Annotated in this window: 20 protein-coding genes; 11 read left to right on the forward strand and 9 right to left on the reverse strand. The window is 41.8% G+C overall.

Annotated elements, in window-relative coordinates:
• The 4 genes from HX021_RS01810 to HX021_RS01825 all read left to right on the forward strand — a co-directional run bounded on the left by HX021_RS01810 (position 1) and on the right by HX021_RS01825 (position 3,735).
• A complete protein-coding gene (locus HX021_RS01810; RefSeq protein ID WP_286587877.1) occupies positions 1-615 on the forward strand; it encodes a GrpB family protein in 615 nt (204 codons plus the stop codon).
• A 114-nt stretch (positions 616-729) separates the two neighbouring features.
• On the forward strand, positions 730-1,134 hold the full coding sequence (locus HX021_RS01815; protein WP_286587878.1) for a hypothetical protein: 405 nt from the start codon (positions 730-732) through the stop codon (positions 1,132-1,134).
• Between the two features lie 156 nt (positions 1,135-1,290).
• Positions 1,291-2,346: an NAD(P)-dependent alcohol dehydrogenase gene (locus tag HX021_RS01820; protein ID WP_286587880.1), complete on the forward strand. Its 1,056-nt coding sequence runs from the start codon at positions 1,291-1,293 to the stop codon at positions 2,344-2,346.
• 84 nt (positions 2,347-2,430) lie between these two features.
• Complete coding sequence (locus tag HX021_RS01825; RefSeq protein ID WP_286587882.1) at positions 2,431-3,735, forward strand: cryptochrome/photolyase family protein; 1,305 nt, start codon at positions 2,431-2,433, stop codon at positions 3,733-3,735.
• Positions 3,736-3,812: 77 nt separating this feature from the next.
• Here the strand turns inward: HX021_RS01825 and HX021_RS01830 are convergent, their stop codons facing one another.
• A complete protein-coding gene (locus tag HX021_RS01830; protein WP_286587883.1) occupies positions 3,813-4,604 on the reverse strand; it encodes an alpha/beta fold hydrolase in 792 nt (263 codons plus the stop codon).
• A gap of 280 nt (positions 4,605-4,884) precedes the next feature.
• Between HX021_RS01830 and HX021_RS01835 the strand changes: the two genes are divergently transcribed.
• On the forward strand, positions 4,885-5,436 hold the full coding sequence (locus HX021_RS01835; RefSeq protein ID WP_286587884.1) for a cysteine hydrolase family protein: 552 nt from the start codon (positions 4,885-4,887) through the stop codon (positions 5,434-5,436).
• An 87-nt stretch (positions 5,437-5,523) separates the two neighbouring features.
• On the opposite strand, the gene HX021_RS01840 is transcribed toward HX021_RS01835, so the two are convergent.
• From HX021_RS01840 to HX021_RS01850, 3 genes are all read right to left on the reverse strand, one after another.
• Positions 5,524-6,378 (reverse strand): helix-turn-helix domain-containing protein, encoded by an 855-nt coding sequence (locus HX021_RS01840; protein WP_286587886.1) that lies wholly within the window; start codon positions 6,376-6,378, stop codon positions 5,524-5,526.
• A 22-nt stretch (positions 6,379-6,400) separates the two neighbouring features.
• Positions 6,401-7,165 (reverse strand): type I methionyl aminopeptidase, encoded by a 765-nt coding sequence (gene map / locus HX021_RS01845; RefSeq protein ID WP_286587887.1) that lies wholly within the window; start codon positions 7,163-7,165, stop codon positions 6,401-6,403.
• Between the two features lie 202 nt (positions 7,166-7,367).
• The gene (locus HX021_RS01850) at positions 7,368-7,634 is read right to left on the reverse strand and encodes a glycoside hydrolase N-terminal domain-containing protein (protein ID WP_286587889.1); all 267 of its coding nucleotides are present in this window, start codon (positions 7,632-7,634) and stop codon (positions 7,368-7,370) included.
• Positions 7,635-8,179: 545 nt separating this feature from the next.
• Here HX021_RS01850 and HX021_RS01855 point away from each other — a divergent pair.
• The 4 genes from HX021_RS01855 to HX021_RS01870 all read left to right on the forward strand — a co-directional run bounded on the left by HX021_RS01855 (position 8,180) and on the right by HX021_RS01870 (position 14,867).
• Entirely contained in the window at positions 8,180-10,936 is a 2,757-nt protein-coding gene (locus HX021_RS01855; RefSeq protein WP_286587890.1) for a DUF1553 domain-containing protein, read from the forward strand.
• Positions 10,937-11,049: 113 nt separating this feature from the next.
• A complete protein-coding gene (locus HX021_RS01860) occupies positions 11,050-12,549 on the forward strand; it encodes a DUF1501 domain-containing protein (RefSeq protein ID WP_286587892.1) in 1,500 nt (499 codons plus the stop codon).
• A 3-nt stretch (positions 12,550-12,552) separates the two neighbouring features.
• The gene (locus HX021_RS01865) at positions 12,553-13,434 is read left to right on the forward strand and encodes a sugar phosphate isomerase/epimerase family protein (protein WP_286587893.1); all 882 of its coding nucleotides are present in this window, start codon (positions 12,553-12,555) and stop codon (positions 13,432-13,434) included.
• Positions 13,431-14,867 (forward strand): c-type cytochrome domain-containing protein, encoded by a 1,437-nt coding sequence (locus tag HX021_RS01870; protein WP_286587896.1) that lies wholly within the window; start codon positions 13,431-13,433, stop codon positions 14,865-14,867. Before HX021_RS01865 ends, HX021_RS01870 begins: the two co-directional genes overlap by 4 nt.
• Before the next feature lie 129 nt (positions 14,868-14,996).
• On the opposite strand, the gene HX021_RS01875 is transcribed toward HX021_RS01870, so the two are convergent.
• Genes HX021_RS01875 through HX021_RS01885 form a run of 3 tightly spaced genes read right to left on the reverse strand, consistent with a single transcriptional unit; the run spans position 14,997 to position 19,465 of the window.
• Complete coding sequence (locus HX021_RS01875; protein WP_286587897.1) at positions 14,997-16,295, reverse strand: amylo-alpha-1,6-glucosidase; 1,299 nt, start codon at positions 16,293-16,295, stop codon at positions 14,997-14,999.
• A gap of 32 nt (positions 16,296-16,327) precedes the next feature.
• Entirely contained in the window at positions 16,328-18,076 is a 1,749-nt protein-coding gene (locus HX021_RS01880) for a class I mannose-6-phosphate isomerase (protein WP_286587898.1), read from the reverse strand.
• Positions 18,077-18,118: 42 nt separating this feature from the next.
• A complete protein-coding gene (locus tag HX021_RS01885) occupies positions 18,119-19,465 on the reverse strand; it encodes a sugar porter family MFS transporter (protein WP_286587899.1) in 1,347 nt (448 codons plus the stop codon).
• A 94-nt stretch (positions 19,466-19,559) separates the two neighbouring features.
• Between HX021_RS01885 and HX021_RS01890 the strand changes: the two genes are divergently transcribed.
• Positions 19,560-20,294 (forward strand): GntR family transcriptional regulator, encoded by a 735-nt coding sequence (locus HX021_RS01890; protein WP_286587900.1) that lies wholly within the window; start codon positions 19,560-19,562, stop codon positions 20,292-20,294.
• A 69-nt stretch (positions 20,295-20,363) separates the two neighbouring features.
• On the opposite strand, the gene HX021_RS01895 is transcribed toward HX021_RS01890, so the two are convergent.
• The gene (locus tag HX021_RS01895; RefSeq protein WP_286587901.1) at positions 20,364-20,918 is read right to left on the reverse strand and encodes a glucosidase family protein; all 555 of its coding nucleotides are present in this window, start codon (positions 20,916-20,918) and stop codon (positions 20,364-20,366) included.
• Between the two features lie 123 nt (positions 20,919-21,041).
• The gene (locus HX021_RS01900; RefSeq protein ID WP_286587903.1) at positions 21,042-21,257 is read right to left on the reverse strand and encodes a hypothetical protein; all 216 of its coding nucleotides are present in this window, start codon (positions 21,255-21,257) and stop codon (positions 21,042-21,044) included.
• 240 nt (positions 21,258-21,497) lie between these two features.
• Between HX021_RS01900 and HX021_RS01905 the strand changes: the two genes are divergently transcribed.
• Positions 21,498-23,828 carry a GH92 family glycosyl hydrolase gene (locus HX021_RS01905; protein WP_286587905.1) on the forward strand — a complete coding sequence of 777 codons (2,331 nt, stop codon included), beginning with the start codon at positions 21,498-21,500 and terminating at the stop codon, positions 23,826-23,828.
• The last annotated feature ends 18 nt before the right edge of the window (positions 23,829-23,846 follow it).

Raw genomic sequence — 23,846 nt, forward strand, 5'->3', positions numbered from 1 at the left:
ATGAAATTACCCTTTCAAATTTATGATCCGGAATGGAAAAGGCAATTTGAACTAATCAAAATGGAACTGGAAAGTATGCTTGGACCTTTAAACCCACAAATTGATCATATTGGCAGTACAGCAGTGGAGGGGCTTTCGGCAAAACCTGTTATTGATATACAATTGGGATTAAAAAATGAAAGCGATCTCGATCGGTTACCCGGTTTTATGGGGGCGCCAAATATCGTTTATTATGAAAAGTATAACAAAGAATGGCCTGAACGGCGCTTTTTCATTTGGCTTAAGCAAAATGCCGAAAAAAATGGAATTCCTTCGATCATAAAAGCCAGTGAAGAAATCCCAGAAGCGATGCATGATCATGAGCTGCGCGTGGCACATATCCATGCCTTTGTAAAAGGATCAATGGACTGGACCAGACATCTTGCATTTCGGGAGTATCTAAAGGCTCATCCAAAGGTCAAGGAAGCTTACCAAGAGCTAAAAGAAGAACTCGTCAAACAAGAATGGGTTGATGGAAACGATTACAATATGGGAAAAGATGCATTTCTAAAAAAACAGGAGCAACAGGCCCTAAAATGGTATACTGCAGGCCAACAGATTAATCACATAGGATAGCTTTAAGCGCATTTTATTGAAAAAATTAGATCCCCTCCCGGAGATCCATCAGCGGGCCAATCCCAATCGGAAGAGCTCGTAGAATCCATTGCTTTTGACCGGGATTTTTCACCCTTGGTCCGCATCAAAAAAGAAGGAAAAAGCCTGTTGTATCATTTAGATGGAAAGCTTTGGATTGACGGAATTGAACAACATGCTGCAGATATGTTTGTGGTGGTCAGAGATGGTTATTATGGTGTACTTAAGGAAGATGGTGATCTGATAGTACCCTTTGAATATGACCATATTGATTTGGCAACCAAAAAATTGAGGTGGAAAGCAAAGGAGATATATGAGCTTTTATATCGGGGTATTCCTGAGATCAACAGTATTGCTATCCAGCTGGATGACCAACAGTTTCTGCTTGTCATCAAGATGCATAGTCGTTTGGAATTCTCTATTTTAAATTTTTGCCAGCAGCAGGAACTTGCGATGCAATTTATCCAAATAGAGGATATAGATCATGGACAGCTCGAATAAAGACATGCTGCTGATCCGATTTTTGTCAAATTATTGCAGCTTAAACAAAACATTTCTTGGCCTAAGGAGTTATTCTTAATTTGCAGGAGAAAGGATTGCTGAAGCATCCTTTATGAGTTTGTTTACATTTAAATCGAGATCAATTTAATATCAAGTATGAATACAGTATCAATTAGGGCATTCGGAACAGAATCGCCGACAACAGATCTAAAACAGTTAGAAATTCAACGTCGTGAGGTAACGGCAAAAGATGTCGAGATCGATATTTTATATTGTGGGGTTTGCCATTCAGATTTACATACTGCCCGTAACGAGTGGGGCGGTACAGTTTATCCCAACGTTCCGGGTCATGAGATTGTTGGGCGAATTACAAAAGTAGGTGCCGACGTTACAAAATTTAAGATAGGCGATTTAGCAGGTGTAGGCTGTATGGTTGATAGCTGCCGCGAATGTGAGAGCTGTAAGGAAGGACTGGAGCAATATTGTGAAAATGGAAATATTCAAACCTATAATAGCCATGACAAACATTTGAACGGACAAACTTTCGGGGGTTATTCCGAACGGGTGGTTGTCGATGAAGATTTCGTACTGCACATTCCAGATAATTTAGAGCTGGCTGCCGTAGCACCCTTGTTATGTGCAGGAATCACGACCTATTCACCCTTGCGTCATTGGAATGTGGGGCCTGGTAAAAAGGTCGGGATCGTAGGAATAGGAGGCTTGGGCCATATGGGCGTAAAAATTGCCAAGGCGATGGGGGCCAAAGTTGTGGTGATCACAACATCTGCATCAAAAGTCGATGATGCCAAGCGTTTGGGGGCGGATGAGGTAATTTTGTCGACCGATCCGGAACAGATGAAGGATAACGTTGGAACATTACATTTTATTTTAGATTGTGTATCGGCCCAACATGATATAAATGCATACCTGAGCTTACTGAAACGTGATGGCAGTCTTACCCTTGTTGGCGCTCCGGAGCATCCACTTCCCGTGGCACCTTTCAGCTTGATCCCAATGCGTAAAAGTTTTGCTGGTTCCATGATTGGTGGAATTGCTGAAACACAAGAAATGTTGGATTTCTGTGGAAAACACAATATTACTTCTGATATCGAGTTGATCCGTATCCAAGATATTAATGCGGCTTATGACAGACTGCTAAAAAGCGATGTCAAATATAGATTTGTCATTGACATGGCAAGTTTAAAAAATTAATATACTCCAGGATGAAAGACTGAACCAATTTAAAGAAAAAGATAATGCTTGCTGAGTTTGGTTCAGCTTTCTGATCGTTTTGGCATGAGAAAAAACAAAGTCGTTTTATTTTGGTTTCGGCGGGATCTACGCCTCAATGATAATGCTGGTCTAGCGAATGCATTTGCAGCTGGATTTCCGGTGCTGCCTATTTTCATATTTGACAAAGGCATCTTAAAACAATTGGAAAACAAAGCGGATAGGCGTGTTCATTATATTCACCAAGCTTTGGAAATGATAAATAATGAGCTGAAAAGTTATGGTGCTACATTAATGACGTTTTATGGCAATCCCTTGGAGATTTATAAAGACCTGTACCAAAAATTTGATATCCAAGGGCTGTATTGCAACAGCGATTATGAACCAAAAGCTATCCAACGGGATCAGGAAATTTTTGATTTTTTTAAAGAAAAAGGAATTTTATTTAAAGCGACCAAAGATCAGGTTATTTTTGACCAAAACGATATCTTAAAGGATGATGGTATGCCATATGTTACCTATACTCCATATGCAAAGAAATGGAAAGCTAAGTTAATGGCCGAGCCAGAACAGGGTTATTTAATAAATTATCCCATTGGGCCTTTCTTTCAGCAGGAACATACAGACATCATTTCTTTAAATGCATTGGGATTTAAAAAAACTGATCTGATATATGAGAGTCCCAGACTGGAGAAGGATATTATTGCGGCTTATGATAAATATCGCGATTATCCGGCTATGCAAGGTACCACCAAATTGGGGGTGGCCCTCCGTTTTGGTACAATCAGTATACGAAGATGTGTTGCATTTGCATTAAGGCATAATCTGACTTGGCTTTCCGAATTGATATGGCGTGAGTTTTTTATGCAGATCCTGTATCACTATCCCCATGTGGTGAATCAGTCATTCAGACAGCAGTATGACCATATTCCATGGCGTCAGGATGAAGAAAATTTTCTGTTGTGGTGTGCCGGTAAAACTGGATACCCGATCGTGGATGCGGGAATGCGTCAGTTAAATAGCCAGGGATATATGCACAATCGGGTAAGAATGATAACAGCAAGTTTTCTCTGCAAGCACCTGCTGATTGATTGGAGATGGGGAGAGGCATACTTTGCCCAAAAGCTTAACGATTATGATCTTTCTGCCAACAACGGTAATTGGCAATGGGCGGCAGGTTGCGGATGTGATGCCGCGCCCTATTTTAGAATCTTTAACCCCATACTTCAAGCGGAGAAATTTGATAAAAAGCAAGAATATATTAAACGGTGGGTGGAGGAGTTGGGCACTCCAATGTACCCAAAGCCGATGATAGCGCATGCGTTTGCCCGTGACCGCGCTTTAAAGATATACAAGGATAGTTTAAAATAATCGTTCGCTCACACGAAAGCGCATGCAATTTCCTTTTTTTATTCCATGAGCTTTCGGAATGAACCCCTTCTTCTAGGCTACTGATCTAAAAATGAGGCGACAAATGCATCGAACACTGCTGGGTTTTCAGCTTGCACCCAATGTCCCGCATTGGGTATGGTTTTAAATCCGGCATTAGGGAATTGTGCTAAGATGCTAACCTGATCTTCGGGCAGAATATATCTGGATTTTTCACCTGCTAGAAATAAGGTAGGTCCCGAAAAAACACCATCTTTGATGCCAACCGTAATGAATTCAGTATATTTTCGATGTAAAATATCCAAATTAAAGCGCCAGCCCAATTTCCTGTCATCTTTGATATAGACATTTTTTAATAAAAATTGAATGACGCCAGGGTCATCTAAATAATCCTGAAGCTTTGTTTGTACATCCTTGCGATTGTCCATTTGTGCAATGTCAACAGCACTGAGTGCCTTAAAGATATCGTCATGATGAGGCGGATAAGCCTTCGGGGCGATATCAGCAATAATTAATTTCTCCACTTTCTCTGGATGATCAATTGCAAATTGCATGGCCACTTTTCCGCCAAGTGAATGCCCCAATAAGAAGACGCTGTCTGCTCCAATGGATGTGATATAGTCTAAAAGATCGTTGACCATAACGGCAATGGACATATCATCACTATGGAAGCTACGGCCGTGATTGCGGAGATCAAGAAGATGCACTTGTTTTGTTTCGCCAAAATTGCGTCCGAATGATCCCCAATTATCCGCCATCCCAAAAAGGCCATGTAAGACGATTAAAGGTATGCCCCTGTTTTCAGCTCCATATATCTTGCTGTGTTGTAGTTCTTTCAATGTATCCGCCACTTTTAAATCCTATTTGTTTAACCCTTCAAGCGGGCTTTTATATCAGCTAAGATAGCTTTTGTTGATGATTTTTTGATCTATTTTATGTAAAAGATGAAGATCTATGTGGGGTATGGAAAATAATGATAAAAGAAAGACTATAAAATTCACCCAAGAGTTCAAAAATTTTAGGTGACCGGCTTATCAAAATGATAGTACATGTTGTTTTTTTGGTAGGTATTGCAGTGGTGATACATGTTATTTTTGTACTATCGAAAAACTTAATATATATATATAACAGATGAATAAAGCATTAATTGTTATTGATATTCAAAATGAATATTTTGAGCATGGTGGAATGGAGCTTGTCAATCCCGTCCCGGCGAGTATACAGGCAGGAAAGATAATCCAAAGATTTAGGGAAAAAGGTCTTCCTATCGTTCATATTCAACATATTTCCGCAGACCCTATCCACCTGCCTTTCTTTATTGAGGGAACAGAATTTGCTGAAATCCATGCGAATGTAAAACCACTACCTAACGAGGTTGTCATAAGAAAACATTTTCCCAATGGCTTCAGGGAAACAGGCTTGCTCAATTATCTAAAAGAAAACAAGATTACCGAACTGGTTGTCGTAGGGATGATGACACATATGTGTATAGACGCTACAACGCGGGCCGCGGTGGATTTAGGGTATACATGTACAGTAATTGATGATGCATGTGCCACCCTTGATTTGGAAATTAATGGTAAATGCATCAAAGCAGATGACGTTCATCAGGCTTTTCTTGCCGCGCTGGCATTTTTTTATGCCAATATTCAAAGTACAGAAAAATACCTCGCAGAGAACTAATCCTGTTGATGACTGACAGAAAAAAAAACTCTTATCTGTCAGTCATCCTATTAATAGGTTGTTCGTGCTATTATCTGTGGTCTAAACTCATGATCTGAATTCTTGGGTAAATGTGCTGATGGTTTTACCGGTCTGAGCCTTAAAAAATCGCATCAGATGATTGGGCTCAGAAAAATTCAGTTCAAATGCAATCTCATTGATGGATTTATTAGAATGGATAAGAAGCTCTTGCACCTCAAACAAAAGTCTCTGCTTAAGCAATTGTGATGCGGTTATATTAAATTGAGTTTTAACAGCATTATTAAGGGTGATTCGGCTAATTCCCATGAGCATGCTGTAGTCAGCGATTCGTTGCCTTTGTTTGATATGCTGTTCCAAGAGTCTTTTGAACTGATAAGCAAAGTTATTTTCTGGTTTTTGTGAAGGAAGCCCATTGCGTTTAGCATATTTACGGTTTAAGGTTTGTAGTAAATAGTATAACAACGAACGAATGATATGTGCACTGTCTGGTTCAGTATGAACAAGTTCTGATTTAATTTCAGTAAGTAAATTGCAAAATTTAGACATATGTGTATCATCTGCTATAATCTTTGGTGAATGGCTCAATTGGTAAAAATATAGAAGCTTATAGGTAAACAGCTTATCGGAAAAGAACTCATTTAGAAAATCTTCCTGAAAAATCAATGTGGTGAATTCCAGGTGGTCAGCGTCTACTTCCCAGGTATGCTTTTGAAATGCTGAAATGAAGATTATACAATTATCCTCCAGCTCAACAACTTGCTGAGCCAATATCAATTGTCCTTTGGCTTTTTTGAAAAAAAGAATTTCGAAAAAATCCTTATGATAGGTTTCCTGATGTGTATAGTCAGTTTCTTGATCTGTAAGGACATTCAGTAGAAACTCAACACCGCATTCACCTTTATGAAATTTTACTGTTCTCAATAGTTATGGATGTAACTCATTGCTAATGAAATATACCATTATCCGCTGTCAATATAATGGGACTTCCATCAGTAATTAAGATGGTGTGTTCATGTTGAACCATATATCCGCCTTTATCACCGACCATCGTCCAACCATCATTCAATTCAGTAGCATAGGTGGAATCGGTGGAAATAAATGTTTCAATGGCAACTACGCTATTTTTTCTAAACCGTCTCTGGTCCAATCGATTTTTATAATTGAGCAATTCATCAGGCTCTTCATGTAAACTTCTGCCGATGCCATGGCCACCAAGATTTTTAATGACTTTGTATCCTCTTTTTTTTGCTTCTGTTTCCATTAAATGGCCTATTTCAGCAATTTTAACACCCCCACGAATATTTTTTATGGTCTTTTGAAGGATTTCCTTAGAGGCATCAACCAATTTTTGATGATGATTTATGTCCTGGCCTATGACAAAGGAAGCTCCATTATCTGCCCAAAATCCATCCAGCTCGGCTGAAACATCGATATTGATTAGGTCACCTTCCTGCAGTAAGCGATTTTGGGATGGAACGCCATGGCAAAATTCGTTGTCAACACTGATGCATGTCCATCCTGGGAAGCCATAAGTAAGTGCCGGAGCTGACTTTGCACCAAAACCCGTTAATATTTTAGCGCCATATTCATCTAATTCTTTTGTTGACATCCCAACTGCTGCATATTCACACATCGCACGGAGCGTTTTTGCTACAGCCTCACTGGCCTTTTGCATTCCAGCCAATTCAGTTTCATTGGTAATAGACATGATAATTGTTTTTTATTGATACACAAATGTCATAAAAAAAATGGAGAATCTAGGGCAGAAACATTCCGCCCAGTTAATATTGCAGATGACGGCTATCAATTTTTGACGTAATCGGATAGACATCCTTATGGATGTCAATGGCTGCTTGAGATAATGGTATTCCAGCCATGGTCGTTTCGGTCCCCTGAATATGGATGTTCTTTTAGGGGGCATCTCCCCAGTGCTGGACTGCTTCGTAGTGCTTATTTTTCAGTTGTTGTTGCACCCAGCTAAAATCATGTTTTTCGATCTCAAATGCTTTGCGTTCATCCCACAGATCAGCCCGATCCAAGGATAAGCGGATCGTATTTTCTTTTTTCCAGATCAATGCACCCAATTGGCCATTGCCCAAGGGAATAGCCTCATCCCACTGCGCCGCAAGATCTGTAAAACTAAGATTATAGCTGCTGGATGGTTGCGCAGCTACCAAACGGGTCAGTAAAAAAATAAGATGAGATAGCTGTATTTCATAATTTATGCGATATGGTTTACAAATTTAATCGTCACTGTGATAAATAGCTGATACGATATCGGCTTTTTTACAGCCTATTCTTACCCTTGTTGCTCCCAATACGTCCATCAGACCCACCTTGTTCACCAATGCCTGCCCTTAACTACTTATTGCCCAGAAATGCTGATCAAATGGATATAACCAGTGCCAGTAAACCCTCACTATAGATTAAAAGTGTAACAATTGTTTGGTTATCCATATCCTGTAACTAAAATGTTATCAGCTATTTATTGATCCTAAAAAGGGGGCAACACTGATGAAAATGAAGATTATGACGACTGATGGTAATATAGTGTATGTTTCTGTTAATCTAGTTTTAGTATATACAATCATACTTATTTATTTTTATATTAAATAATAGAGACTCATTTGTCGTTATTGGACTGACTAGCATTGGAATAGTCGCATCACAATTATAAAAATAAACCTAATTACAGAAATCAAATTGAATAGACCTTATTGCTATGAGTAGAAAATTAATGGTTTTAGCATTATTGGCCTTAGCCGTTACTTGTATTGCACTCTTTACGCTGGGTAAAGAAGAAACCGTTGACTTTAGTGCAGATGTGAAACCGATCTTAAATAAACATTGTATTACCTGTCATGGCGGAGTGAAAAAAAATGGCGGATTAAGTTTTCTTTTTGAAAATGAAGCTTTTGCCCGGGCTGAATCTGGCAGGCCGGCGATTATTCCAGGGGATGCCGAGCACAGTGAGTTTATGAAAAGGCTACTTTCGGATGACCCGGAATTACGTATGCCTTATAATGCACCCAAACTGAATGATGAGGAGATTAACATTTTAAAAAGATGGATCGACCAAGGTGCAAAGTGGGGAGAACATTGGGCTTATACCTTACCCAAAGAGGTGGATGTCCCCAAGCCTTTCACCTTCGCAGGACTGTTTGGCATAAAACCCAAAGGGGTGAACAACAATATCGATTATTTTGTTCAGGCCAAATTGAAAACCAAGGATCTTACACGTGCAGATGAAGCTGATCGCAGCACCTTATTGAGAAGACTTTACCTGGACCTGATTGGTATACCGCCTACCTTGGCCGAAACTCATGCTTTTATCGAAGATGAACGTGACGATGCCTATTCCCGGAGGGTCGACAGCTTATTGGCCTCATCCAAATATGGTGAAAAATGGGCCAGCTGGTGGTTGGATATGGCACGTTATGCAGATACCAAAGGCTATGAGAAAGACGGATCACGTCATATCTGGCCCTACCGCGACTGGGTGATTAAAGCGCTAAATAAGGATATGCCTTATGACGAATTTACCATTGAGCAGCTCGCTGGCGACCTCTTGCCTCAACCCACCAAAGATCAGCTTATTGCCACCGCTTTTCACCGTAACACAATGAATAACGATGAGGGGGGAACCGACAGTGAAGAATTTAGAATGGCCGCCGTTTTAGATCGATTGAATACCAGTTATCAAGTATGGTTAAGTACCACATTTGAGTGTGTGCAATGCCACAGTCATACCTACGATCCTTTTAAATTTGAAGAATACTATAAATCCTTGGCCTTCTTCAACAATACACGCGATGAAGATACTCAGGGTGATCATCCAAAATTACGTTTCTATACAGCGGAGGACGAGAAACGTATCGATAGTATTAAGCATTGGTTGGCGGCCAATGCTGATGGAAACGCCGTAAAATCAGCGGATCTATTTTTGTACACGCTTGAACCTAAGATCCATGCGCATTATAGTGACAAGATTACGGATGGCGCTTTGTATGATACCAAATGGCTCGGTGTACGCAACGGAGGTTCTGCACGGTTGAAAGCAATTGCCCTGGATGGGAAAAAACAGCTATTCATGAACTTCTGGACCGATGTAGCTGGCGGAAAAATGGAAATACACCTTGATGCTGCACAGGGCCCCCTGTTGGCTCATGTGGATTTGCCGAAAACTGCTGGAAGACAGGTTATTCAGGCGCCGATTCTGTCGACAGCAGGAACACATGATCTTTATCTCGTATTTAAAAATCCTGCCGTGGCTGCCGGTCAGCCAATATGTATGATTGAATGGTTTGCCTTTCGGAAAGATTTTCCCAGTGGCACAGCTACCGAACATCAGCACTTTCAGCGTACTTTTTTGCAGCTTGTTAACCTGCAGCCTGAAAGTGTGCCCGTGATGATCGAAAACCCCAAAGATATGCAGCGGAAAACGAATGTTTTCCTCCGTGGTAATAGATTGACACTCGGGGAAGAAGTACAGCCGATGGTGCCGGAATCACTCAATGATTTTCCGAAAGGTGCGCCCCGAAACCGTATGGGATTTGCACAATGGATAGTCAGTAAAGAAAATCCGCTGACTGCCCGAACCTTGGTCAACCGTGTCTGGGCACAGCTGTTCGGTAGTGGATTGGTCGAGCCGCTAGGGGATATGGGGACACAGAGTACAGCACCAATTCATCGGGAATTATTGGATTACCTCGCTTTGGATCTGATGAATGAAAAAAAATGGAGCATGAAAAAACTGGTTCGGGAGATTGTTCTCTCCGGCACCTATAGGCAGGCTTCAACACGAAATGACGAAAACGTCCAGAAAGACCCCGAGAATCATTATTTCGCCAGAGGACCGAGATTTCGTCTTTCAGCCGAGCAGATCCGCGATCAGGCCTTAGCTGTAAGTGGATTGTTAAGCAACAAGATGTATGGTCCGAGTGTCATGCCTTATCAGCCGGATGGTGTTTGGATGACCGTATATAGCGGTGAGTCCTGGGTCAAAAGTGAAGGTGAAGATCAGTATAGACGTGCTGTGTACACCTTCTTAAAACGTACGAGCCCATATCCATCCTTTGTTTCCTTTGATGCATCCAGCCGGGAGGTGTGTCTGGTTGATCGTATACGGACCAATACACCTTTACAGGCGTTGGCCACGTTAAACGATCCTGTATACCTGGAAGCGGCGAAGCATTTGGGTGATATCATGGCACTTGAGGGAAAAGGGGATACAAAAAAGAGCATCAGCGCCGGGTACCGAAGGGCAATGCTCAAAGAGGCTGACCCCAAGAAGATTGCTGACCTTGAACAGCTTTATCAAAAAGCAGTGCTGGAATTTCGTAAAACACCAGCTGCGGCAGCGAAATATGTGGGTGAAGATTTGAATAAGGCTGATAGCAAGACACTGTCGTCCAGAGCTGCATACATGTTGGTTGCAAATGCATTGTTGAATCTCGATGAATTTTTGACCAAATCATAGCGGAGGCATGCAAGGTTGAGCCTCGTCATATGGCCCACTAAAGCCTGTGCAAGGAAAGAACAAGTGCAAATAATAGATTCATAGCAGCAGCATTGCTATTAAAAGATACATACATGAAAGATCTCAATAAACTCATCGAAGAAGCAAAACAGTCCGAACTGAAAGCTGTGACAAGAAGGCACTTTCTAAAAGACTGTGTTGCTGGTATTGGTGGCATTGCCCTGGGAAGTCTTTTGACAGGTTGTGGTGGATGGGGCAGCTCCAAATCAGCAGGAGATTTGGATTTAAATGCTTTAAACCCATTGATTCCTAAATCACCGCATTTCCCCGGCAAGGCTAAAAGTGTGATTTATTTACATATGGCGGGAGCACCTTCGCAGCTTGAACTGTTTGACTATAAGCCTGCATTGCAGAAATTACATAATCAGCCCTGTCCACAATCGCTCCTGGCAGGAAAGAAATTTGCCTTTATTCGCGGCGTTCCGAACATGCTGGGACCACAGGCTACTTTTAAGCAGTATGGTGATAGTGGAGCTTGGGTTTCAGATCATTTACCTCATTTTAGTAAAGTAGTAGATGAGGTTAGTTTTTTGAAAGCCGTTCATACCGATCAATTTAACCATGGTCCAGCACAATTGTTTATGCATACGGGAAGCGCACGTTTGGGGCGTCCCAGTATCGGTTCTTGGGTAACTTATGGTTTGGGCTCAGAAAATAGCAACCTCCCTGGCTTTGTGGTACTGACCTCCGGTGGCAAAACACCCGATGCTGGAAAGAGTGTCTGGGGAAGTGGCTTCCTGCCATCAGTTTATCAGGGGGTGCAATGCCGGTCTAAAGGAGATCCTGTGTTGTTTATTGCCGACCCAGAGGGAATGGACCGCGATATGAAGCGCCATCTTATTGACGCGATTAATCAGGTTAATAAAACCGAGTATGATACTTTTAAAGACCCAGAAACATTGTCGCGGATTGCACAGTATGAGATGGCATATAAAATGCAGGTTGCGGTACCTGAAGTAATGAATATCAATAATGAGCCAGCCTATATTCATGAATTATATGGTACTGAACCGGGCAAGGAATCCTTCGCGAATAACTGCCTGTTAGCGCGCAAACTTGTTGAGCAGGGAGTACGCTTTGTACAATTATTTGACTGGGGCTGGGACAGCCATGGAACAAATGCAGCAGACTCCATAGACCTTGGGTTTCGAAATAAATGCCGTGAAATCGATCGCCCGATGACGGCGTTGATTCTGGATTTAAAACAACGGGGACTATTGGAGGATACCTTGGTGGTCTGGGGTGGTGAATTTGGACGCACACCCATGCAGGAGAACAGGGATAATAGTGATATGCCTTTTCTGGGAAGAGACCATCATACAGATGCCTACACCATTTGGATGGCCGGTGGTGGTGTGCGCAATGGGATCAGTTATGGACAAACGGATGAGATTGGTTTTGCGGGAGTCGAAGGCCGGACTTCGGTACATGATGTGCATGCGACCATGCTCCATCTTCTGGGATTTGACCATGAAAAGTTTACATACGAATTTCAAGGCCGACCATTCCGTTTGACTGATGTGGAAGGTGAACTTATACAAGCTATTATTTAACGAATGAAACGATTGCTATTATTCATGCTCTTGCTGGCCAATTTTTTTCCCCTGTTTGCGCAACAACAAGAGAAACTACAGATCAGATATTATTGTACCAATTGGGGAAATACCGATTCATGGGACCGCTTTTGTGAACGTGTTAAGCAAGCTGGTTATGATGGTGTTGAAGCCTGGTTGCCCGCAGATCACAACGAACGAAAGGAAATGATCGAAGCTTTAAAAAAGTACAACCTGCGCTTAGGCTTGCTCTCGGGCGGATCAGGAACCTCATTCGAACAATACCGCGATAATTTTAACCATAATCTGAAAGAAGCCGCAGGCTTAAAACCGGATTATATCAATTGTCATACCGGCAAAGAATATTATACTTTTGATCAAATTAAACAGTTGATCGACCTAGGGCAGCTTGCCATGGAGCGGGATAAGGTGCCTGTATATCATGAAACACACCGTGGAAGATTTACTTTTGCAGCACATTTAACGAAGCAATATCTGGAAAAAATTCCTGCTTTAAGGCTGGCACTTGATATCTCTCACTGGTGCAATGTACACGAATCCATGCTTTCCGACCAAGTGGAGGCTGTGTCCCTGGCACTTTCACGAACAGCACATATTCATGCGCGGATAGGACATCCGGAAGGACCTCAGGTCAACGATCCAGCGGCACCAGAATGGAAGAGTACTGTCGATCAGCATTTGGCCTGGTGGGACGAAGTCGTTGCCCAGCATAAAAGAAATGGCGCAAAGGTGCTGACCATGACCACGGAATTTGGGCCAGCCGGCTATTTGCCAACCTTGCCGTTTACACAGCAACCGGTGGCCGATCAATGGACTGTAAATGTATATATGTTAAATCTACTCAAAGACAGATATAAAGAATGATGGCTTTCCTTGAAGAATTGATGGCATTTTTGGGGAGGTTTCATCCGATCTTAGTGCACTTACCCATTGGAATTTTGTTGATCGCATTTGTGATGGCTTTGTTAGAAAGATTCACCAAAACAAATCCCTATCTTCCTGCAATCCGATTAGCGTTGTTTTTAGGGAGTATGGCTGCCATAGGGGCTGCCATTTCTGGATTTTTGCTCTCACGCCAAGGAGGTTACGATAGTCAGGTACTCATTTATCATCAAGGGCTGGGTATTGCAGTGGCAGTATGCGGTATCCTGCTCTATCTCCTTTACCGGGAAAAAAATAAGGTCACAGCCTGGTCAACAAAAATAGGCAGCTTCCGGATCTGGTTCTTTTTGGCGGTGATCATATTACTCGCAGTTACAGGGCATTATGGTGGAACTCTGACACATGGAAAAGGTTATTTTACGGAAGCCATGCCAGAGGCGATGAAAAAAACGCTGGGGATAGAGAAAGACAGTGAAGAGCAGCTTACGGTTGAAAATGTACAAGAAGTCATGGCCTATGAGGGGCTTATACAGCCTATATTAAAACAACGTTGTCAAAGTTGCCATGGTGATCGAAAACAGGAGGGCGGACTCGCATTGGACAGCAGAGAAAAGTTATTAAAAGGTGGCGACAATGGCGATGTGCTGAAGGCTAACAGCGCGAAGGAGAGTGAGTTATATGCACGTTTGATCCTTCCTGAGGGACACAAGAAACGGATGCCCCCTAAGGGGCGTACGCCCATCAGTGCTGATCAGATAAAATTAATAGCATGGTGGATTGATCAGGGAGCCAGTTTTGATACAAAGGTGAATAAATTGCCTCAATCAGAGGAAATTGCCCACATCTTGGAACGATTGGAAAAAGGGGAGGGCGAGATTCCGGCAACATTATATGCTGACCTTCCTGAAGCCCCCATGCTTCCGAAAAAGAAAGTGGATGTTTGGCAGGCTAAAGGCATTAAGATCATTCCGGTTGCCAAGGACAATAATTTTGTTCAGGTCAATGCCATTAACTATCCTCAGTTCAATGACCAGGATTTACAGGAATTGATGGCTATCAAAGATAATATTGTTCAGCTGAAACTTGGAAAAACCGCAATTACTGACCAGGCCTTTTCGCTGATAAAAAATATGCCTGTAATTTCACGTTTACATCTTGAAAACACGAAAGTTTCAGACCAGGGCTTAGCCCAGTTGAGGGGACTCACAAAATTGAACTATCTGAATCTAGTGGGAACCCAGGTGACGGCAAAAGGACTGGAAAGCTTAAATGATATGGTTAGCCTGAAAAACGTATATATCTATCAAAGCCCAGGGAAAGATGCTAAGGTATTAAAAGAAGTAAATCCTAAAATTAAGGTTGATACCGGTAACTACGTCTTACCGTTCCTTGCGACGGATACCATTCGGTTTTGATACGTATACATGATGTACGCCTACTGTAGTTTGATAGGTGCTTTATTCGTACTTGAGTAATACTGCATACCTAAAAAAGCTACAACAAGAAGTGGCTTTTTTTAGGTATGCAGCATAGTGGATCTGCTACTATTGTTTACCTGTATTTTCCAATAGTTCGATGGCGTCATAGAGAACCCCAGCTTCGCCCCTAAAAGTTCCCGAACCTTCCGGTTTATTGTCTTTGGTATACCATTCATAGAAACCTTTATTTTTAATGACACGTTCCAGCATCGGTTGGAGCTGCTCATAGGCCTCCTGCGTGAATCCATTTTTGACCAGTTGTTGAATCATTCTGCCTCCAAACCAGGTCCAGTCACCACCATTTTGGTAGCCATATGGATACATTCCCTTGTTTTTAAAGAAACCGGCCGGGTAAGTCGGATAAATCGTTAATCCTATTGTGGCGGCACCAGCATCCTTTACATTTTTGATCATTTTGTCAAGAGAACTTTTGATTTGATCCCTGCTGAGCAAATTAGCTTCAATAGCAATTGCCGTCCCCCCATGATAATAAATTTGATTTTCATCGAAATCCTTCGGAAATGGAGAATCCTTTATGTAGATATGCGGAATAAATTTTTGATTTTTTTCATCCCAAAGATGTTTCATGCTATTATCCGCGATTGTTGTTCTGATTTTTCCCCATTTTTCTTTTTTTTCAGGAAAAAGATCCATATAGTTGTCAAGAGCAATCAAAAACATCGCATTATCATAAATATCCAGGGCGATATGCGAATTTTCATCCAGGTGTACACCCCAATCATGCTCCGGTTGTACATCCCCCCAGTCAACGGTAGTTGCCCCCCAGAGTAAACCATAACGATCATTATAGCGTTTATCCAATAAAAATTGTAAAGCATGTTCCATCCGGTCCTTGACCGGGCTGTCGCCGATTTTTTGGGAAAGGAAAGAACTGTCTTGTGTAGCCGCAATATATTTGTGTACAGCCTGGATTAGAGAGGTTTCCTGGTCGGTCTCCACCGTATTCTTGTGCGCAGCATATGCTGGGGCGAGTGGGCTTGTTATGGTATAATAATCCGAAACGCCATTTTTTAAACTGGATTTTTTTACAAAACCGTCAGCAATATTGCCGTCTGCTCCCTGTAGTTTAAAAAAAAGGGCCAACTGCTCTTTGATCTGTTCATGGGGATGCACCTTCGTTGCCAAGGTAATAAAGGTGTTATAATCTCGGATCCATACCTCATTATACCCATCACCGGCATTGAATCCCGTCTTGACAATATTTGTTGCCATCTCTTTGACAAGCTGAAGGCTACTGTCTTTTTGAACTGTTTCTTGGAGATTTGTGTTGGCAGACCGATTATTTCCCCCTGTACAGGATAGGATTAAAAATGATGACGATAATGCGAAAAATAAATTTCTCATAATACTGTTTCTTTATAGTTTTTATTCTTAGATTAACATTTAGCGTCCTTTACAAAGGATTGTATTACCTTAACTGTACCTGTGCCCAGGTTGCGAAGTGAGTACGAGTTGGCCGCTGCCGGTACAGCAAATGTCTCTGCATAATGAAAGACTTTTTCCATGCCATTAGCTGTTGTTAAGGCTATGGCTTCACCTTCCACCAGCATCATAATATGGCATTGTCCTTTTGTTTCGATATTGACACCATCCTCAAATTCATACCGGCAAACCGCATAGAAATGATCTTCATGTGTCGGTAAATGTACTTTTTTTGATTGTACATCGAGCTCATGATCCGCTGGTTGGGATATGAGCGTACGTTTTACAACATCACCTTTTCGGGTGAAGTTCAGATTGGAAAATGCACGTTCAATATTTAGTGGACGCGGTTTTCCATCTAAATCCGGGCGAACCCAATCGTACATTTTGAAGGTGTAGTTATAGGGCGTAGCACTAATTTCCAGTACCAGGTTATTGACACCGGATGAATGGACGGTACCATGGGGGATCAAGTATAATTGGTGTTTTTGAGATTCAAATTTTTGCACGTACTTCTCTATGTTCAATGCAATCCCTGTATGAAAACTCTGCTCTAGTGCCGCGCGGAAATCGTCAGCTTTTATATCCTCCTGAAACCCCAGGTACACCTGTGCATCCTCTTTTCGGTCCACAATATAATAAGACTCATCCTGTGTAAAGTTTTCACCAAATTCTGCCTTCGCATAAGCCGGGCTAGGGTGGCACTGAATGGATAAATTGCCACCATCAAAGGTGTCAAGGAAATTGAAGCGTATCGGAAATTCCACATCAAAGCGTTGCTGTGCCTTTCCCAAGACATTCAAACTTTCCTGATACATCAGCAGGTCGAACGAAATTTCGAGAACAAGTCCATTGTCTTCGAGTAATATTCCATTCTCGGGAACGATCATTTCAAACGACCAGGCATAATTTTTAGGTTGCTGATCAATACCAATCAGGTGTTCCTTCATCCATTGTCCACCCCATACGCCTGGTTCAAATGTCGGTCTTACCCGAAAGTAATTTTCAGACATGCGGGATAATGTAGCTTGCAGATCTTGCCCAACCATCCAGGGCAGTTCCGTTGCTGACTGCTGGTCAGCTATAATTTCTATGCGAGGCAGTATGCTTCGTTTATGTCGGTTTAATATTTCCCAGTCGACGAAATAGTAGCGTTTATAGGTTTCTTTTTGGTCTGTAGGGACCGAACAACCCAGATTCCAGGCTTGTCCGGCACGCATGCGCTGAATAAGGACATTTTTGGGGAGGTCAATGTACATGACCGGATGGGCACCTTCAAGCAAGGCGGCGCCAATGCCATAAAAAATAATATATTCTCCGTTTGTTGAGGCCCTGACTATTTCTTGGAGATGAGCCAGTTTTTTCTGATCAAAGAGTTCCGATAGGTGGAGTGAGGCCTTTTTCCCAAATAAAGGATCTTTACCGCCAAGGTATGGGGCAACTTTCTCCTGTATGATAGCTTCAGGTAATAAGGCTGTTTCCATCGAAATCAGTTTTACCTTGATCCCCTGATTAACAAATTCCTGTTCGATTTGAGATAGGGGCAGTTTCCAGTTTACCCCAACAAATCCATCTATGCAATGTATATTATGTTGGATCAGGTGGGCGACAAGCTCCTGATAGGAATTTGACAGCTTCCCTTGAACTGGAAATGTGGGTAAGATGTCGTACTGAAAAGACGTAGTTTGACTATTGGAATACATAAGATATTATTATTGCGTATTAAAAAATGGATTTAAATGATATTAGGGATTTGATCCTTGACCTGTTGAAGTTTGCCGTGATTTTTCAATCCAATATTTTTCGATATCCTCTAGCGGTTTGCCCTTGGTTTCTGGTAAATACATCAACACAATGACAAAAGCGAGGGCACAGAAAAAAGCAAATAACCAAAAGGTATAGCTGGCACCCCATGATGCGAGGAGGATCGGTGTCAATTGTCCCACAATAGCGTCAGAAATCCACATGACCATAATACTGATGCCCATGGCACGTGCGCGTATCGCATTGGGGAATATTTCTGCCGCCACCACAAATTTTAAGGGGCCTATTGAAAAAGCAAAGAAAAATAAGAATAGGAGTATAGAAACAATCAGTGCAATATTGTTTGTATGTTCCTGATGGAAAAAATAGCCCGTTACGAGCAGACTGATACTGGCGCCCAAAGTTCCTATAATATATAAAGGTCTTCTTCCCCAATTGTCTACTTTCCATATAGCAAAGAAGGTAAAAAGTACATTTGCCACACCAAAGAATATTTGGGCATGGTAAGAACTGTTCAAAGAAATACCCGATTCAAGCAGGATACTGGGGCCATAATAGACGATGGCATTAATTCCACTGAGCTGGGAGAATAGGGGGAGGAATAAGCCCAATAAGAAGGCCCTGCGATATATTGGTGAAAAAAGCGTGCTGATATGACCTTTGGAAGCGCTGGGGGAGTCCTGCAAATCAAGGAGCCCCAGGGATGCACTTATTTCCGCTACTTCTGCAGTCCGGCCATTCTTGGAAAGCCAACGGGGGCTTTCAGGAATGAAGAAAATGCCTATGCACAAGAGTAGTGCCGGTATTGCACCGACCAAAAACATCCCGCGCCAGAGTTCATTTTGCTGCATAGAACCATATTGCAATAACAGATAATTGCTCATGTATGCAATGAGAATCCCGAAGGTAATGGCTAATTGATAACAAGTGACGGATCTCCCTCTGAATTTACTTGGTGATATTTCCGCTAAATATAGGGGTACAACGATGGAAGCCATACCAACACCGAGCCCGCCAATGCTTCTGCTCAAAAGCAATAAGGTATATGTTGAGCTGAATCCACAGCCGATTGCAGAGAGTAAGAAAAGGAGCGAGGCTAGGGTAAAAGCTGGTTTTCGACCGTACTTGTCCGTCAAACTCCCGGTAAACAATACACCGATAATACAACCAATCAATGCAGAGCTCACAAAAACACCTTCCTGTATGGGTGATAAGCCAAAATATTCCTTTACCAAAGGTAGTGCGCCGGCGATGACAGCCATGTCAAATCCAAATAAGAGGCCTCCAAGTGAGACGATGCATAAAATAATAATAAATTTGCTTGACATACTCGGTTTACTAGTTAAATGTATATACATACAAACATATGTCTATTTTTTTAATTATGCAAAAAATCTTATTTTAGCTTAAGAAATGCATATCATGAATTTGAAAATAGATCATAAAAGTCCTGTTCCCCTGCATATACAAGCAGAAAATTTGTTGAGGGAATTAATTAAGCAACCCGAATATATTGAGGGGAAATTATTGCCTAATGAAATTGAATTGGCAAAGAGGCTTGCGATTTCACGTTCTACACTGCGTCTGGCGATCAATAAGTTGGTTTATGAAGATTTATTGATCAGAAAAAAGGGGATTGGTACCAAAGTCGCTAGTTCAAAATTTAGCTCAAAGTCGAAGAACTGGCTTAGTTTTTCCCAGGAGATGAAAAATCGTGGAATCGAAGTGAAGAATTTTGAGCTTCATGTTAGCTGGGTCATCCCAGACAGAGCCATTACAAGGTTCTTTCATGTGGACGCGAACCAAAAGCTATTAAAACTCGAGCGGCTAAGAGGGAAAAAAGATGACCCTTTTGTCTATTTTATTTCTTATTTCCACCCGCGTATTGGCCTGACCGGAGATGAAGATTTCAAACGTCCTTTGTATGAAATGCTAGAAGCCGACTATCATGTTGTTGCAGATCTTTCACAGGAAGAAATCGATGCGATGGCAGCAAATAAGTTTATCGCCGAAAAATTGGAGATCAATGTTGGAGATCCTATTTTGTCCCGAAAACGATTTGTGTTCGACCAAGCCGGAAAAGCTATTGAGTACAATGTGGGATTCTATCGGGCGGAGAGCTTTACCTATACAGTCGAAAGTAGGCGGGATTATTAATTGCTGTGATTTTACAATATATAATTCCTGTAGCTATGCTAGCTACAGGAATTAGGCGATAAAACGAGCTTATTGCTGTTGACCTACTGTGTTCTTTGCCCATTGATTCATCAGGCTGATGGCTTTGCTTAACACACCTGCTGAGCCTTTGAATTTGCCGGATCCACTAGGGACATTGTTTTTTCCGTACCACTCATAAAAGCCTTTGTTTTTGACAACTCGGTCAATCATCGGTTGTAATTGCTCATAGGCTTCCTGATAGAAACCGTTGTGCACAAGCTGTTGGATCGTCCTCCCCCCAAACCAGGTCCAGTCACCTCCGTTTTGATACTGATAATGTTGTGCCATGCTACCCTTGAAAAAATTGATCGGGTAAGTGGGGTATAAGGTTAACCCAATGCTTGGCATGCCTGATAATTGTACATTTTGTAACATCTGTTTGTTGACAATCTTTATCTCATCATGCGTCAGCAGATTTGCTTCAATGGCAATGGTTGTCCCACCATGATAATGGATTGTATTTTCATCGAATCCTGCAGGGAGTGGAGATCTATCGGGGTAGATATGTGGAATAAATTTCTGTTTTCCGTGGTCCCATAAATAACGTCGGCTGTTTGTTTCCAAGGTTTTTTTAAGGCCTTCCACTCTTCTGTTTTCGTAGCATTGGGTAACATGTCGATCAGTGTTTTCAATGCTATAATGAGCATGGCATTGTCATAGATATCGATAGCCTCGTTGGAAAGCTCATTAGGTATTGAGGTCCCTTGCCCAGATCTGTGAATAGCCACTCCCAGCATTAAATCCCTCTTTGATGATCTGGCGGGCCAAACTATCCACATAGCTTAACTTCGTATCTGCTAGGATGGTTTTTGCAAGCTCAATTTGTGGAGTATGCTGTTGGGCCGATGAGCTGCTGGCTAGTAAAAAGAGGGTCAGACTAAATAATGTTAATTTTTTTTTCATTTAAATTGTGTTTATAATTTTTAGTTGAAGGTCAATTTTATTTTGTATGTATATACAATCAAAGCTATGAAAAAATATTATTATTTATGTATTCATGCTTAAGCAGCCTTATTTATAGCTGGAATACGAAAATTTTGTTATTTCTCTTATGATTACAGTGGTTTTTCAAACCCTATTATTTAACTTATGTTTATACATATATTATTTTTTGTAAATTTGCCTTGAACCTAACGGAGAATTATGATTAAATGCATCTTATTTTACTTTTGTGGTTTGCTCATGGGTATGACCTGTGTGCTTGGCCAGCCTACATTCGATTTAACCAGATATGTAAAACCCAATATAGGTTCTGCACACAGTCGATATTTCTTTTATACCCCCGCGGCAGTTCCTTTTGGGATGGCCAAACTTGCTCCAAGTACCAATGGAAGTGTTGGAAATAAGTCGGGATGGGAAGCGGTAGGCTATGATGATAGGCACCATTCTATCGCGGGTTTTGCCAATTTTCATGAATTTCAGATTGGGGGGATTGTCTTCGCCCCATCTGTTGGCAGGCTTAAAACTGTTCCTGGACAATTGGATCAACCAGCAAGTGGCTATCGTTCCACATTTGATAAGCAAGAGGAATTTGCGACTGCTGGATATTACAAAGTCAGGTTAAAAGATTATGATATTGTTGCGGAGCTGACAGCAAGCAAACGTGTCGGATTTCATCGCTATACTTTTCCGAAGACGGATGCTGCCAATATTCTATTTGATATTGGCCATGTCATGGGTGAGAGTGGGCCGGTAGTGGATGCCGAAGTAAATTATGACGAGCAAAAGATTTGGGGCTATGTGGTTACAAATCCGGTCTATGTGCAAAAATATCAGCCGGGTGCAACGATTAAGATGTATTTTTTTGCTGAAATAAGCAAACTGCCGAAATCATTTGGTACGTTCAAGGATGAAGACAGGTACGATCAGCATAAAAGCATCCAGGGAAAAGGTGCAGGCCTATTTCTCCGATTTGACACAAAGCAGGGCGAAGCTATCGATATAAAAACAGGGCTCTCTTATACTTCTGTTGAAAATGCGCGTTTAAACTTAACGCGGGAAGCCAAAGGACTATCATTTATAAAAGCCAAACATCAGGCCCTTGAAACCTGGAATAATGCACTTTGGCGCATACGTGTTGAAGGTGGAAAGGAAAATGACCGTATCAAGTTTTACACTGGATTATTTCATGCATTGCTTGGACGGGGACTTGCGAGTGACAGCAATGGTGCCTATCCTAAAAATGATGGAACAGTTGGACAGATTGCCCTCAATGCCCAAGGAAACCCAATACATCAGCATTATAATACAGATGCGATCTGGGGTGCGTTTTGGAACCTTACGCAGCTCTGGTCCATTGCTTATCCAGATTATTATAACGATTGGGTTCAAAGCCAATTGTTGGTATATCGGGATGCTGGCTGGTTGGGGGATGGTATTGCCAACAGTAAATATGTTTCCGGTGTGGGGACCAATTTTACAGGATTGGCAATTGCAGCAGCATATAATGTCGGTATTCGTAATTACGATGTGAATCTTGCTTACGAGGCTGTTCGAAAAAATGAATTGGAAGCAAAGGGACGGATTCCCGGAGCCGGAAAATTGGATGTAGGTGTCTTTGTCAATAAAGGATATTCACCTTATATAAAAGATGATGGGGGGAACCCCGAATTGATGACCAGTGGATCTCCGTTTGGTGCTTCTCATACACTGGAATATGCTTTTTCTGCTGCTGCAGCAGCCCAATTTGCCCGCCAGCTGGGGCATGAATCGGATTATGCCAAATTGCATAAACTTTCAGATGCATGGAAGGTATTATACGACCCGACGACCAAGTTTATGCGGCCCAAGGACAGTGTGGGGAGCTTTATCTCCAATTTCAATCCCACTGAACCCTGGCGCGGCTTTCAGGAAGGGAATGCCTGGCAATATACATTTTATGTTCCGCATGTACCACAAGAATTGGTTAAACTGGTGGGAAAGGATCTTTTTAATCATCGATTGGACAGTATTTTTACCGTATCCCAAAAAAATGTATTCGGTGGAGGTACACAGATTGATGCATTTGCAGGAATTCAGAGTCTTTATAATCATGGTAATCAGCCTAATCTACATGTTTCATGGCTGTTTTATTTTTCGGAAAGACCAGATTTGAGCCAGAAATGGGTGCGGGCAATCTGTAACGAGTTTTATGGTACCGATGGGATACATGGGTATGGTTATGGCCAGGATGAAGATCAGGGACAACTTGGTGCCTGGTATGTCTTGTCAAGTATGGGATTATTTGATGTACGCAGCCTGACCACAAAGGATCCCGCATTTCAGATCGGTGCACCACTATTTGATCAGGTTACCATACAACTGCCAAAGGCCATACGGAAAAATAAATTTATAATTCGGGTAAAGAAAAGCGATGCGGACAGTTTTCTGGTAGATCAGATCCGATTGAATAATCAGCCCTGGGCTAGTTGGTCGCTTCCTTTCGAACAGTTGCTCAAAGGTGGGGTTTTGGATCTTCAATTAAAAAGTAAATAGCCCCATATGGGGCTATTT

It is taken from the genome of Sphingobacterium sp. N143, assembly GCF_030325625.1.
Taxonomy (GTDB): Bacteria; Bacteroidota; Bacteroidia; order Sphingobacteriales; family Sphingobacteriaceae; genus Sphingobacterium.